General features: G+C 38.9%; 12 protein-coding genes and 2 tRNA genes. 9 read left to right on the forward strand and 5 right to left on the reverse strand.

Going from position 1 to position 13,521, the window contains the following annotated elements:
* Positions 1-45 precede the first annotated feature (45 nt).
* Together JYB62_RS02600 and JYB62_RS02605 are read right to left on the reverse strand one after the other, a co-directional pair.
* Positions 46-119 (reverse strand) — tRNA-Asp (locus JYB62_RS02600).
* A gap of 43 nt (positions 120-162) precedes the next feature.
* A tRNA-Asp gene (locus tag JYB62_RS02605) sits at positions 163-236 on the reverse strand.
* Positions 237-646: 410 nt separating this feature from the next.
* On the opposite strand from JYB62_RS02605, the gene JYB62_RS02610 reads away from it, so the two are divergent.
* Genes JYB62_RS02610 through JYB62_RS02625 form a run of 4 tightly spaced genes read left to right on the forward strand, consistent with a single transcriptional unit; the run spans position 647 to position 3,837 of the window.
* Positions 647-1,594 carry an acetyl-CoA carboxylase carboxyltransferase subunit alpha gene (locus tag JYB62_RS02610; protein WP_205643882.1) on the forward strand — a complete coding sequence of 316 codons (948 nt, stop codon included), beginning with the start codon at positions 647-649 and terminating at the stop codon, positions 1,592-1,594.
* Positions 1,595-1,647: 53 nt separating this feature from the next.
* Positions 1,648-2,487, forward strand: a complete 840-nt coding sequence (locus tag JYB62_RS02615; protein ID WP_205643883.1) for an MBL fold metallo-hydrolase — start codon at positions 1,648-1,650, stop codon at positions 2,485-2,487.
* Positions 2,477-3,265, forward strand: a complete 789-nt coding sequence (locus tag JYB62_RS02620; RefSeq protein ID WP_205643884.1) for a patatin-like phospholipase family protein — start codon at positions 2,477-2,479, stop codon at positions 3,263-3,265. The genes JYB62_RS02615 and JYB62_RS02620 overlap by 11 nt, the downstream gene beginning before the upstream one ends.
* A gap of 11 nt (positions 3,266-3,276) precedes the next feature.
* Positions 3,277-3,837 carry a 1-acyl-sn-glycerol-3-phosphate acyltransferase gene (locus JYB62_RS02625; RefSeq protein WP_205643885.1) on the forward strand — a complete coding sequence of 187 codons (561 nt, stop codon included), beginning with the start codon at positions 3,277-3,279 and terminating at the stop codon, positions 3,835-3,837.
* Between the two features lie 39 nt (positions 3,838-3,876).
* Here JYB62_RS02625 and JYB62_RS02630 read toward each other — a convergent pair whose 3' ends face one another.
* From JYB62_RS02630 to JYB62_RS02640, 3 genes are read right to left on the reverse strand one after another with little or no spacing between them, the layout of a single operon-like run.
* Complete coding sequence (locus JYB62_RS02630) at positions 3,877-5,058, reverse strand: aspartate aminotransferase family protein (RefSeq protein WP_205643886.1); 1,182 nt, start codon at positions 5,056-5,058, stop codon at positions 3,877-3,879.
* A gap of 13 nt (positions 5,059-5,071) precedes the next feature.
* Entirely contained in the window at positions 5,072-5,971 is a 900-nt protein-coding gene (locus JYB62_RS02635) for a class I SAM-dependent methyltransferase (RefSeq protein ID WP_205643887.1), read from the reverse strand.
* Positions 5,972-6,007: 36 nt separating this feature from the next.
* Positions 6,008-6,832, reverse strand: a complete 825-nt coding sequence (locus tag JYB62_RS02640; protein ID WP_205643888.1) for an SDR family NAD(P)-dependent oxidoreductase — start codon at positions 6,830-6,832, stop codon at positions 6,008-6,010.
* 176 nt (positions 6,833-7,008) lie between these two features.
* Here JYB62_RS02640 and JYB62_RS02645 point away from each other — a divergent pair, with 176 nt between their 5' ends.
* From JYB62_RS02645 to ppk1, 5 genes are all read left to right on the forward strand, one after another.
* Positions 7,009-7,824 (forward strand): 1-acyl-sn-glycerol-3-phosphate acyltransferase, encoded by an 816-nt coding sequence (locus tag JYB62_RS02645; protein WP_205643889.1) that lies wholly within the window; start codon positions 7,009-7,011, stop codon positions 7,822-7,824.
* Complete coding sequence (locus JYB62_RS02650) at positions 7,821-8,786, forward strand: GNAT family N-acetyltransferase (RefSeq protein WP_205643890.1); 966 nt, start codon at positions 7,821-7,823, stop codon at positions 8,784-8,786. The genes JYB62_RS02645 and JYB62_RS02650 overlap by 4 nt, the downstream gene beginning before the upstream one ends.
* Positions 8,767-9,147: a CoA-binding protein gene (locus tag JYB62_RS02655; protein WP_205643891.1), complete on the forward strand. Its 381-nt coding sequence runs from the start codon at positions 8,767-8,769 to the stop codon at positions 9,145-9,147. Before JYB62_RS02650 ends, JYB62_RS02655 begins: the two co-directional genes overlap by 20 nt.
* Positions 9,148-9,308: 161 nt before the next feature.
* Positions 9,309-11,267 carry a DNA topoisomerase (ATP-hydrolyzing) subunit B gene (gene gyrB, locus JYB62_RS02660; protein ID WP_205643892.1) on the forward strand — a complete coding sequence of 653 codons (1,959 nt, stop codon included), beginning with the start codon at positions 9,309-9,311 and terminating at the stop codon, positions 11,265-11,267.
* Positions 11,268-11,383: 116 nt separating this feature from the next.
* Positions 11,384-13,510: a polyphosphate kinase 1 gene (gene ppk1, locus JYB62_RS02665; RefSeq protein ID WP_205643893.1), complete on the forward strand. Its 2,127-nt coding sequence runs from the start codon at positions 11,384-11,386 to the stop codon at positions 13,508-13,510.
* Positions 13,511-13,521 lie beyond the last annotated feature (11 nt).

The following is a 13,521-nucleotide window of genomic DNA, read 5'->3' on the forward strand; positions in this document are numbered from 1 at the left end:
TTTATAGAAACAAAAAAAGCCTCGAAATTAATCGAAGCTTTTAAGCGGAATGGACGGGACTCGAACCCGCGACCTCCTGCGTGACAGGCAGGCATTCTAACCAGCTGAACTACCACTCCAATATTTTAAAGAAATGTTGATGACTTTTTCATCAAGTTTAAGCGGAATGGACGGGACTCGAACCCGCGACCTCCTGCGTGACAGGCAGGCATTCTAACCAGCTGAACTACCACTCCGTTTACTTCAAAAACATCTTGAAACAAGAATTTTACATCCCCGTCGTTTTTGAGTGATGCAAAGGTAGGTTTTTGAATCATTTTTACAAAAGGAGGACAAAAAAAAAGATGAGTAAAATTGTATTGACTTCTGATTCAAGGAGATAAATTTTTAAAAAAAGGCTTTTGAAGATGTATTATTTCCGAAACTAAGGTGCCTAGCGTATCAAGAGAATAGGGGATTTGTTTAAACAGCCTAAAGTAAAGACCTTTGCGAAGTCCTTAGATTTAGTGTAGTATTGAAGTAATTAACTATTTAAAGACTTTGAATACAATAGCTCTTGAAAATCAATAGCTTCCAAAGTGATTGAGTAAAAATTTTATTTCTCAAGGGTATATTGCTTATCTTTAACCTTCCAAAAATCACCAGAATGGTATTAGAATTCGAAAAACCAATAGCTGATTTAGAGCAGAAACTTCAGGAAATGAAGGATTTAGCCCAGGGTAGAAACATAGATTTAACTTCAGATATAAAGTCTTTAGAAGAAAAAATCCTGACTTTGAAAAAAGAAACGTTTCAAAATTTGACCCGCTGGCAGAGAGTTCAGCTTTCAAGACATGCAGATCGACCTTATGCATTAGATTATATCTATGAAATAACCAACGATTTTATTGAGCTACATGGTGACCGCACCGTAGCAGATGATAAAGCAATGGTTGGTGGACTAGGTGATATAGATGGCAGAACAGTCATGTTTATCGGACAGCAGAAAGGTAGGAATACAAAACAACGTCAGTTGAGAAACTTTGGGATGGCAAATCCTGAGGGGTATAGAAAGGCTTTGCGTTTGATGAAAATGGCTGAAAAATTCGGTAAGCCGATTGTCACATTGATTGATACTCCAGGGGCTTTTCCTGGATTGGAAGCAGAAGAAAGAGGGCAAGGAGAAGCAATCGCCAGAAATCTCAAAGAGATGTTTATGTTGAAAGTCCCTGTGATTTGTATTATCATAGGGGAGGGAGCTTCTGGTGGGGCATTGGGAATTGCTATAGGAGATAAAGTGATGATGCTTGAAAACTCTTGGTATTCAGTAATTTCTCCAGAAAATTGTTCTACTATTTTGTGGAGAAGCTGGGATTACAAAGAGCAAGCTGCAGAATCTCTGAAGTTAACAGCAAAAGACATGAAAGGCAATGGCTTGATTGATGATATCATTCCTGAGCCTTTGGGAGGAGCACATAAGGACATGAAACAAATGTCGCTTACTTTAAAAGAAACGATTGTCAAAGCTTTGAAAGAGCTGGATAAGATAAAAGTAGAAAAAAGAATAGAGCAACGCATCGACAAATTTTGCTCGATGGGTGTAGTAGTTGAGTAAAACATTTGAATCCCGGTCTTTAAAAAGGACCGGGCTTTTTCTTTCTATACAAAATGGATTTATACGTAGTAAATACAGGTTTTTTTAAATTGGATGGAGGAGCAATGTTTGGAGTTGTACCCAAAACACTCTGGTCAAGAACAAACGCTGCAGATGAGAACAACCTTTGTACCTGGGCAATGAGGTCGCTCTTGGTGGTTCATGGAAACAGAGTGGTATTGATTGATAATGGTATTGGAGATAAACAGGACGCTAAGTTTTTCTCTCATTATTACCTTCATGGTGAGGATTCCTTGAAAGGAAATCTATTGAAGTTAGGGGTTCATCCCACAGACATCACGGATAATTTTCTGACTCATTTGCATTTTGATCATTGTGGAGGAGGAGTCGGTTATGGTTCCCATGGCCAATATGAAATGACTTTTCCAAGAGCAACCTATTGGTCCAATAAAGATCACTGGAAATGGGCTACCATCCCAAACCCCAGAGAAAAAGCCTCCTTTTTGAAGGAAAATATTCTACCTATGGAAGAAATGGGTCAGCTGGATTTTGTGGATCTGGAAAAACCTTCACTTTTTGAAGGGTTTGACTTTATAACTGTAGATGGGCATACTGATAAACAAATGCTTCCAAAGATTCAATACAAAGGTAGGACCCTTGTATTTGTAGCAGATTTGTTGCCTTCTGTAGGACATATTCCTTTGCCTTATGTCATGGGATATGATACCAGACCATTAATTACCATGGATGAAAAAGCTGAATTTTTAGAAGAAGCAGCACGTGAAAAGTATATTTTGTTTTTGGAGCATGACCCTGTCCATGAGTGTTGCACCGTTAAAATGACCGAAAAAGGAGTGAGATTAGATCAAACTTTCAAGCTTAATGAAATCTAATTTAAAAGTTGGGATTGCTTTATCTGGGGGAGGGGTGAGAGGGATTTCTCATTTAGGGGTTCTCAAAGGATTGAATGAAGCAGGTATTTTCCCTACCAAAGTAAGCGGTACTTCCGCAGGAGCTATTGCAGGAGCGATGTATTGCAATGGTTATCAACCAGAGGAAGTTTTAAAAATCATTGTGGAGACCAATTATTTTAAGTTTATGCGCCCCGCAATATCTCTCACGGGTTTCTTAAAGATGAATTCAGTGGGAGAATTGTTTAAGATATACCTGAAGCACAATCATTTCAGTCACTTAAAAATCCCCTTGACGGTAGCCGCCACGGATATCAAAAAAGGGAAAGTCGTCTATTTTTCAGAAGGAGAATTAATCAATCCAATCCTAGCTTCCTCCTGTATTCCTGGGATGTTTGACCCGATTGTTATAGGGGATAAGTTTTTTGTCGACGGAGGAGTTTTAAATAATCTTCCAGTAGAACCATTGGAAGGGATCTGTGACTTTGTGATTGGGATTAATTGTAACCATTTGCCTGAGGAAAGCAATATCAGGAATATGAAAAGCCTGATCGAGCGGTCCGTTATCATGTCCATGAACTACAATGTTTACAGCAGGAAGTCAAAATGTGATTTTTTTATAGAAGCACCGGGATTGGGCAAATATGGAGTCTTCGATATCAAAAAGGCACCAGAATTATTTCGGGCAGGTTATGAACAGGCATTACAATATATTGACGAAAATCCTGCAATTTTGGAGCTGGCAACTAAAAAAGAGTAAAAAGTAATCATATGATGAAGTTATTGTCCCGCTTTGTGTTTTGGATTTCGGGCTGGTCCTTGAATGCCAATTGGCCTGAAGGCTTAAAAAAGGCGGTCTTAATTGCAATCCCCCATACTTCCAATTGGGATATTTTATATGCAAGAGCTGCATTTTTCCTAATGGATATTCCGGTCAGATTTACCATCAAGAAAGAAGTAATGGTAGGCCCATTGGGATGGCTGCTATCAGGCTTGGGGGCAATAGGAATTGACAGAAAAAGAATCCCTGGGGGACGAAAGCAAACCTACACCGAAGCCATGGTGAATATGCTTAAAGAGCGGGATGAATTGGTCATCATGGTCACACCAGAAGGAACCCGATCACAAGTGAAAAAATGGAAATCCGGGTTTTACCATATTGCTTTAGGGGCCAATGTTCCAATTGTGGTAGGGTATCTGGATTATAAAAAGAAGGAGGCAGGGATTGGACCTTGCATCTATCCAGATGGAAATATGGATGAACAAATTGAAGAGTTAAAAGCCTTTGGAAGGACCGTTACTGGAAAACATCCTGAAAAAGGAATCTTATAAAAAAACAAGGTCTGGAATAATTACCAGACCTTGTTTTTTTTATGACTCTTCGATCGCCTGCAGGATGAGTTGGCAGGCATTTTTTATTTCCTCTTCAGTAATGGTCAGTGGTGGTGCAATCCGCATGGAGTCATCACAAAACAGAAACCAATCTGTAATCACTCCAAGCTCTATTGCCCGATCTATGATCGGTTTTAGCACTTCAAAGGACTCAAATTTTACAGCCATCATCAATCCTTTGTTTCTGATTTCTTGAATCTTTGTATGAATCAGTAAGGATTTGATCAGGTTGGCCTTAGTTTCGACCTGTTCTATTAGGGACTCGCTTTTTAAAACTTCTATGGTTGCAATACTAGCTGCAGCTGATACAGGGTGTCCTCCAAACGTAGTAATATGACCCAATAAAGGATTGTTTTTAAAAACACCCATTACTTCTTTGTTGGCTATAAAAGCTCCGATAGGCATTCCTCCTCCCATTCCTTTGGCACAGACAATAATATCTGGCACGATATCAAAATGCTCAAATGCCCAAAATTTACCTGTTCTTCCGAATCCTGCCTGAATTTCATCCAGAATTAAAAGCGCACCCATTTCATCACACTTCTTTCTGAGGGCCTGAAAATACGCTTTGGTTCCCACTCGGATTCCAGCTTCTCCTTGGATGGTCTCAATGACCACAGCGGCTGTATCCTGATTGATCTGTTCTAAATCAGCTAATTCTCCATATTGAATATTGGTAACACCGGGAAGTAAGGGTCTATATGCCCTTTTGAAAATTTCATTTCCACCTATACTTAATGCACCTTGGGAACTGCCATGATAGGCATTGACACAGGAAATGATATTTCTCTTACCGGTATATCTTTTTGCTAATTTTAAAGCTCCTTCTATCGCCTCAGATCCGCTGTTAACCAAATACACATTATCTAAATGAGCAGGTAGGGTTTTACAAAGTGCTTCCGCCAATTTGGTTTGAGGGCTTTGAACATATTCTCCATACACCATCAGGTGCAGGTATTTATCGAGCTGAGCTTGAATAGCTTTCAACACTTTTGGATGTCTATGTCCTACATTGCTTACTCCGATACCTGAAATGAGATCAATATATTTTTCACCATTTGGGCCATGTAAATAAACCCCTTCCGCTTTTTCTACTTCAATTAATAATGGAAAGTCAGTGGTTTGTGCTAAATGTTGAAGAAATAGTTGTCTATTATTCATGAATAGGTAAGGTTCAATAACTTGAAAATCTGAAGAAAATACCCAGCGGTAATTTTTTGTCGAATCGGTCATTTAAATACAATTCGCCATGTTCAGCATTTTTCACAGAATCAAAATTCGTATTGATCAAATTTGCTGCGATCAGGGAGGAAAAGCTCAGGGAATACATATTGAGAATAAGAAAGTGGTTTTCTTTATCCAAAATCTCTGCACATACTTTCAGCATCTCATTGATCTGTTCCTCCAATACCCATTTTTCTCCGTCAGGACCTCTGCCATAAGCTGGAGGATCCAAGATGATCCCATGGTAAATATTTCCTCTTCTAGCTTCCCGCTTGATGAATTTCATCGCATCATCAATGATCCATCTGATTCCTTCTAATCCCGAGGATTCCATATTATGTCTCGACCATGTGACTACTTGTTTGACGGAATCCAAATGGGTTACTTCCGCGCCAGCTGCTCTTGCTGCAACAGAAGCAGCGCCAGTGTAGGCAAACAAGTTCAAGACTTTTGGCTTTTCTACCGGGCAAGATTTGATTTTGGTATAGAGGTAGTCCCAGTTTACCGCCTGTTCAGGAAACAACCCGATGTGTTTAAATGAAGTTTGTGCAAGGTTCAATTTGATATTTAAACCTTCAGGATTGGCATAGCTAATGGCCCAGTTATGGGGCATCTTTTTTAGTTGCTCCCATTTTCCTTTTTCAGGATTGTTTTTTTCCTTGGCAAAATGGGAATGGGCTTGTTGTTTCCATTCTCCCTCAGAAAGAGATTTATCCCAAATCGCCTGTGGCTCAGGTCTACTTAAAATAAATTGTCCGAACCTTTCCAACTTCTCAAATCCTCCTGTATCTATAAGTTCATAATCTGCCCATTCAGAAGGGCTAAGTGATAGAATGGTTTCTTCTTGCATGCCTTTTTAATTCAGTATGCAAAAATAGGGAAATAATCAGGAAAGGATTTCTTCCAACTGTTGAAGACTGAAATCGTAAAGTTTATCCTGCAAAACAACATCCTCGGCCTTGGAGCTAGGCTTTTTAAGTTTCTTTTTATCATAATAACCTCCCGACTGAAGTTCATCCTTGTTGGATTTTGCGATAAAAATGGAGGTTTTAGCCCCTTTTTGTGGACTAATAAAGAAGGGCTTGGTGAGGTTTATGAAAACTTTGGACAATAGATCTGACTCAGAGCCAAAAGAAGTGTTGACTGCTCCAGGATGAAGTGAATAGGAAGCTAATCCTTTTTCTGAGTATAGAGTATGTAATTTGTTAGTTGTCAAAATATTATAAAGTTTGACATCACTATAGTTCTTCCAGCTACTTGTACCATTATGAAGTCCCATGTCATTTAGCTTGACGGATCCCAGTCGATGGAATTCTGAGCTTACAAACACTACTTTTCCTTTTGCTTGAATTAAATTTTGGAGAAGTAATTGACTTAAATGAAAATGTCCTAAATGGTTAACTGCAAACGACCAATCCAGACCTTCTTTTGTTTTTTTACTATTTGGAAACATTCCCCCGGCATTATTAATTAGAAGGTCGATTTGATCATAAGAATCTGTGATTTGTTTTCCAGCCTTATGAACGCTTTTCATGGAACTCAAGTCCATTTCCAAGCAGTCAAACTTTTCGGGATTGTCAAATCGTGATACTAGTTTTTTTGCCTTCTCTAAATTTCTTACTGGAAGGATAAGTTTATCGAAAAGGGGATAGAGCGCTTTTACAGTTTCCAATCCAATACCCGAAGTACTTCCAGTTATGACTAGATTCATCGTTGATTTCTATTTAGTTAAATAAAAAATTAAGTTAATTGGTTTTCAGAGTACTAGTGGTAAAGTTTCAATCTAAAGCTTTAAAAACTCTGTTTTTTCTTATTTTTAAACTTATTTTTCTAGGAGATTGAGTTAGCTTATTTTGATTTGATCTCTTGTAAAGAGATAATTGCCCCATGCCCGATAAATTTATCGATGTTAAAAAAGTGATAAAAGAAAAGAATCCTAAGCTCTTAAAATGGCTTCCAGGATTTGTGATTTCATACATACGAAATGTGATTCATGAGGATTGGCTCAATGAAATAATGAGCAGGATTCATCATTTGACAGGAATGGATTTCGTGGAAGCCGTTATTGAAGAGTTGAAAATAGAGGTGGAGCTAAAAGGCGCTGAGCACATACCAAAATCTGGTGGGGTGATTATAGCCGCGAATCATCCACTGGGAGGGATCGACGGAATCGCTTTGATGTATGCTGTAGGAAAGATCAGAAAAGATATTCGATTCTTAGTCAATGATCTACTAATGTCATTTGAGAATTTTCAGCCGATGTTTGTTCCGGTAAATAAACTTGGGAAAAACTCTCAAAAAAATCTGGATGACATTGATCATGTATATGCCAAAGAGTATGCAGTGATGGTTTTTCCAGCAGGTTTGGTTTCCAGAAAATCTGATGAAGGTATACGTGACTTATTGTGGAAGAAAAGTTTCGTGACTAAGTCAAAAAAGTATAAAAAAAATATTATTCCTTGCTTCATTGAAGGGAAGAATTCGAAGTTTTTTTACAATTTGGCTAATTGGAGAAAGAAAATTGGGATTCAAGCAAATATTGAAATGTTTTACCTTGCAGATGAAATGTACCAGCAGCAAGGTAAAAAAGTGACTATCCATTTTGGTGAGGCAATTCCTTATCAAAATTTGGATTCTAGTAAGACCGATGCACAATGGGCCTTGCAGGTTAAGGAATTGGTATACAAATTAGGAAAAACATGAGTAAAGAAGCAGACATTATTCCTCCAGTAGATAGGGCTTTGATCAAAGCCGAGCTTACTGAAGAACGATTTCTTCGGTATGCGAACAATGGGGATAATCTGGTCTTTTTGGTAAATTTTCACAATGCTCCAAATGTGGTGAGAGAAATCGGAAGACTGAGGGAATTGACATTCAGAGCTGCAGGAGGAGGAACAGGATTGGAATTGGACTTGGATGAAAATGACACGTGCGAAAACTGCTATGATCAATTAATCACTTGGAGTGCTGAGGATGAAGAAATAGTTGCAGGATACCGTTTGATCAATTGTAAAAAGGCTATTGGAGAGGATGGGACTATTAATCTTTCTACCACTCATTTATTTGATTTTTCTGAAAAGTTTGTAAATGAATTTCTTCCTTTTACCATCGAGTTAGGGAGATCCTTCGTACAGCCTAAGTATCAGCCAAGTATAGATAATAGAAAAGGGATTTTCAGTTTGGATAACCTCTGGGATGGATTGGGTGCTGTGGTTTTGCTCAATCCTGAGGTGAAGTATTTATTTGGTAAAGTGACTATGTATCCCCATTATCACCGGGAAGCCAGGGATTTGTTGTTGATGTTTATGAACCACTATTTTCCCGATAAGGAAGCCTTGGTGGCACCAAAGCCAGAGATTCAGTTGGGCTATGATTCTGATTTGCCTTCAAAGGGTAATCCATTTGAGGGATTAGAATATAAAGAAGGCTATAAAGTATTGAATTCTAGAGTAAGAGGATATGGAGAAAACATACCTCCATTGATTAATACGTACATGAATCTTTCACCTACCATGATGACTTTTGGAACCGCGATGAACGATGAATTTGGAGAGGTAGAGGAAACGGGGATTTTAATTACCTTGGCGGATATCTACGAGACAAAAAAGCACCGGCATATGGATACATTTGAGCGGGACAGGGTGTATGGAAGCAGAGACAAATAAAACCACATTAATCGCCGGAGCTACTTCGGATACAACTAGGTATGCCTATACCGCTGCAGTATTTTTGGAAAGGTCTCAAATTCCATTTATTCCTATCAGTATTAAAAAAGGAAATGTATTGGGAAGGGAAATTTTACCATTAGGTGACAAACCGGCACTAGCTGGAATTCATACCATCACCCTGTATTTAAACGCGAGGAACCAACAAGAATGGGAGGACTATTTTTTATCCTTAGAGCCTCAACGAATTATTTTTAACCCAGGAGCGGAAAACCCATCTTTTAAGGAGCGGGCGCAGAAGCTTGGGATTGAATGTGTCAATGGTTGTACTCTTGTCATGGTAAGCTCCGGACAGTACTGAAAATCAGGGACTAATAAGTGGAGTTTACGCGCTTCTAAAATGGGATTTTGAGCCTTCAAAAAAGCTGGGTTAAGTCACTTTTTTTTTCTATCTTGCGTATTCTTTAAATGAACACAAAATCACCTTTCTATAGCCCTTTTTGAGGGTTTTCTCCAGAAAATATGAGTGAAGAAAAAGCTAATAAACCCGCGAATTACGGTGCAGGTAACATCCAGGTATTGGAAGGTTTGGAAGCAGTGCGAAAAAGGCCTGCTATGTATATCGGCGATGTCGGTGTCAAAGGTCTTCATCACCTGATATGGGAAGTAGTTGATAACTCCATTGATGAGGCCCTTGCAGGACATTGCGACACGATCCATGTGACTGTAAATACTGACAATTCCATTACGGTGGAAGATAATGGTCGAGGTATTCCTACAGATTGGCACGAAAAAGAGCAAAAATCCGCATTGGAAGTGGTATTGACTGTACTTCATGCCGGGGGAAAGTTTGATAAGGATACCTACAAGGTGTCTGGTGGATTGCACGGGGTAGGGGTTTCCTGCGTGAATGCACTCTCTACAGATTTGAAAGCTACTGTATACAGGGATGGAGTCATCACTGAGCAGGAGTTTAAAATTGGGGTTCCTCAGTATCCTGCCAAACAGGTAGGTACAACGGATAAGAGAGGTACCATGATTCACTTCAAGCCTGACGCATCCATCTTTACCCATACTGAATTCAAGTATGAAACCATTGCCAATCGATTGAGAGAAATGGCATTCTTGAATGCCGGAATCAGAATCTTTTTGAAAGATTTGAGAGAAATCGAAGAGGATGGCAATGCAAGGTCTGATGAGTTTTTCTCTGAAGGAGGTTTGGTTGAGTTTGTTCAATATTTGGACAATACTCGTGAGAAGATAATCGAAGAACCTATTTATATCGAAGGGGAGTTCAATTCAGTACCTGTTCAGGTAGCGATGAATTACAACACTTCTTACTCTGAAAATGTAGTTTCTTATGTAAATACCATTAACACCTATGAAGGTGGAACGCACGTTACCGGATTTAGGAGAGCATTGACCAGAACATTGAAGTCCTATGCAGATAAGTCCGGGATGCTGGATAAACTGAAGATTGATGTTTCCGGAGATGACTTTAGAGAAGGATTGACAGCGGTGATCTCCGTGAAGGTTGCAGAACCTCAGTTTGAAGGACAGACTAAAACAAAATTAGGTAACTCGGATGTAGTAGGTGCCGTTGATTCTGCGGTTTCTGATACTTTACAGTCCTGGCTAGAGGAACATCCTAAAGAAGCTAAAATCATAGTAGGGAAAGTAATTCTAGCTGCGCAAGCAAGGCATGCTGCTAGAAAAGCGCGTGAAATGGTGCAACGTAAGAATGTCTTGGGTGGCGGAGGCCTTCCTGGTAAACTTGCAGATTGCGCGAATTCAGACCCCTCCATTTGTGAATTATACTTGGTCGAAGGGGACTCGGCAGGGGGATCTGCTAAGCAAGGTCGTGATCGTGATTTTCAAGCCATCTTACCATTGAAAGGAAAGATCCTGAATGTGGAAAAGGCACACGAACATAAGATATATGATAACGATGAAATCAAGAATATTCTGACCGCACTTGGTGTTAAGTTTGGAACAGTCAATGATGACAAAGAGCTTGATTTATCCAACTTGAGATATCACAAGATTATCATTATGACGGATGCTGATATCGATGGGTCCCACATTAGAACCTTGATTTTAACACTGTTCTTTAGGTATATGAGATCCTTAATCGAAAACGGATACGTCTATATTGCTTTGCCACCTCTTTATTTGTTGAAGAGAGGGAAAGATGAGCGTTACTGCTGGACAGAAGAAGAGCGTCAGCAATTGACCAAGGAAATGGCCAAAGATGGAAAAGAAGATAGTGTAGGGATTCAGCGATACAAAGGTCTCGGTGAAATGAACCCAGAGCAATTATGGACCACCACCATGGATCCTTCTGTAAGAACTATTAAGCAAGTGACCATTGATTCTGCCGCAGAGGCCGATCACTTATTTAGCATGTTGATGGGGGATGAGGTAGCTCCAAGAAGAGAGTTTATTGAGAAAAATGCTAAATATGCCAAAATTGATACTTAAGGCGATTTGAAAAACAATAAAGGGGCCTATGCGCCCCTTTTTTCATTCTTTAACAAATAGATAAACTTGGATTTGACAAAGGAATTTTAAATTGCCTACCCAAATATTAAACTTTTATGAAACTGGCATTAAAAGATAAATACGAATCTATTATCCAAAAAAGTGATCTGGTAAGCCGGGATTTAAGCTGGCTAAAATTTAATGATCGGGTATTAGATCAATCGAAGAAAGAACACAGGACAATTTTTGAAAAATTAAAATTCTTGGCCATCACTGCCTCGAATTTGGATGAGTTCTTTATGATTAGGGTGGGTTCTCTTTATAACTACCTTGACTATGATAAGGAGCGTGTGGATTATTCAGGTCTTCGAGAAGAGCCTTTCAAGACCAAGTTGATGAGTGATTGTCAGGTTTTTCATAAAGATCAACACGAGCATTTTACAAATGTAATTCTTCCAGGATTAGATAAGGAAGGGGTTTCATTGTTTAATATTTCGAGACTCACCGATGTTGAAAAACAAACAGTAAAAGATTACTTTAAAAAAGCCATCTATCCTATGCTTACACCCATGGTGTATGATGGATATAGGACCTTTCCGATTTTGATGAATAGGTTGTTGATTTTTGGGGTAGTAACGACAAGTCCAGGAGAGCGGAAAGATATGAAGAAGCTGAGCTTTGTTCAGATTCCTTCTAATATTCCGAGATTTTTCGAGATAGAAAGAGAGAACTCCCTTTTATTGATTCCAATCGAGGAGGTGATTCGCGAGCATATAGTTTCTCTTTTCAGGAATGTAGAGATCGAAGGGATCAGTTTGTTTAGGATTACCCGTAATGGGGATTTCACATTAGAGGAGTCAGAAGACATGGACGCTAATTTCCTAGAGGAAGTGAAGCGTAAATTAATGGAAAGAAAAACTGGTCGGGTAGTACGAATTGAAATAGAGGAGGGATATAGCAAATGGATGCTCAATTCCTTGTTGGAGAGATGGAACCTTAAAATGGACTCTGTTTTCTTGGTCAAACGTGCCAGTATGATCGATTTTACAGGAATGTGGCAAATTGTTGGAAACAAGAAATTTAGAGAAAGATTGCCTCAAGTTCATCCTCCGGTTAATCCACTTTCTTACCCTGAAGAAGGGAGAGCAGATATCTTTGAAACACTGAAAGAGAAAGATATTTTATTACATCATCCTTATAATAACATCGATTCCATCTTGGATTTGATTAATAAGGCTGCAGAAGACCCTGATGTAATGGCCATCAAAATGACCATTTATAGATTGGCAAAAGATAGTCAGATTACCAAAGCTTTATTGAAGGCGGCTGAAAACGGAAAACACGTTTCTGTGCTATTCGAGGTGAAAGCTAGGTTTGATGAGGAAAATAATATAAGAGAGGCTAAAAGACTTCAAAAAGCAGGTTGTTTTGTGATTTATGGGATTACGCATCTTAAAACCCATACGAAGCTCCTTCTCATTGTGAAAAAAGATGCTAATGAAATTACTCGGTTTGTTCATTTGGGATCTGGAAATTACAACGAGGATACAGCCAGACTTTATACGGATATCGGCTTATTGACGACTAATGAAACTTTAGCCAATGATGTGTCTGAATTCTTTAACGTAATTACTGGGCATTCTATGCCTTCTCAATATACCAACTTGATTACAGCTCCTAGAGATATGCGAAATCAGTTGATCGAATATATTGAAGAGGAAGCTGAAAATGCCAGAAAAGGTCTTCCAAGTGGGATTTTCATTAAAGTTAACTCCTTGGAGGATTCCGAAATAATCTATGCTCTTTATAGAGCTTCTCAATCAGGGGTGACCATTAAATTGATAGTAAGAGGGATTTGTTGCTTAAGACCTCAGCGGGAAGGTTTAAGTGATAAAATAGAGGTGATTTCCATTGTGGGTGATTTCTTGGAACATTCCAGAATCTATCACTTCCATAACAACGGAAATACCAGAACCTATGCAGGGAGTGCCGATATGATGGTCCGAAGTTTTGATAAAAGACTGGAATCATTATTTAAGGTAGAAGCTCCGCTGTTGGAAAAGCAGTTGATGAATATCCTGGCTTATAACCTAAAAGACAATGTCAATGCATATGTCATGCAAGAGGATGGAACTTTTATAGCCAAATCACCAGTAGGAGATGAGGAAGAGTTTAATGTTCATAAAGAGTTTTTCCATTTGGACCCCGAAAAAGTAATTCAAGTCAAGCTGGTAGAATCCTAATTAAAAAGCCT

It is taken from the genome of Algoriphagus lutimaris, assembly GCF_017051705.1.
Lineage (GTDB): Bacteria > Bacteroidota > Bacteroidia > Cytophagales > Cyclobacteriaceae > Algoriphagus > Algoriphagus lutimaris.

Excerpts from the sequence above, each read along its gene's own strand:
- ppk1 (WP_205643893.1), top strand. The coding sequence starts at position 11,384 with ATGAAACTGGCATTAAAAGATAAATACGAATCTATTATCCAAAAAAGT.
- JYB62_RS02655 (WP_205643891.1), top strand. The coding sequence starts at position 8,767 with ATGGAAGCAGAGACAAATAAAACCACATTAATCGCCGGAGCTACTTCG.
- gyrB (WP_205643892.1), top strand. The coding sequence starts at position 9,309 with ATGAGTGAAGAAAAAGCTAATAAACCCGCGAATTACGGTGCAGGTAAC.
- JYB62_RS02635 (WP_205643887.1), bottom strand. The coding sequence starts at position 5,971 with ATGCAAGAAGAAACCATTCTATCACTTAGCCCTTCTGAATGGGCAGAT.
- JYB62_RS02620 (WP_205643884.1), top strand. The coding sequence starts at position 2,477 with ATGAAATCTAATTTAAAAGTTGGGATTGCTTTATCTGGGGGAGGGGTG.
- JYB62_RS02640 (WP_205643888.1), bottom strand. The coding sequence starts at position 6,832 with ATGAATCTAGTCATAACTGGAAGTACTTCGGGTATTGGATTGGAAACT.
- JYB62_RS02610 (WP_205643882.1), top strand. The coding sequence starts at position 647 with ATGGTATTAGAATTCGAAAAACCAATAGCTGATTTAGAGCAGAAACTT.
- JYB62_RS02625 (WP_205643885.1), top strand. The coding sequence starts at position 3,277 with ATGATGAAGTTATTGTCCCGCTTTGTGTTTTGGATTTCGGGCTGGTCC.
- JYB62_RS02650 (WP_205643890.1), top strand. The coding sequence starts at position 7,821 with ATGAGTAAAGAAGCAGACATTATTCCTCCAGTAGATAGGGCTTTGATC.
- JYB62_RS02645 (WP_205643889.1), top strand. The coding sequence starts at position 7,009 with ATGCCCGATAAATTTATCGATGTTAAAAAAGTGATAAAAGAAAAGAAT.
- JYB62_RS02615 (WP_205643883.1), top strand. The coding sequence starts at position 1,648 with ATGGATTTATACGTAGTAAATACAGGTTTTTTTAAATTGGATGGAGGA.
- JYB62_RS02630 (WP_205643886.1), bottom strand. The coding sequence starts at position 5,058 with ATGAATAATAGACAACTATTTCTTCAACATTTAGCACAAACCACTGAC.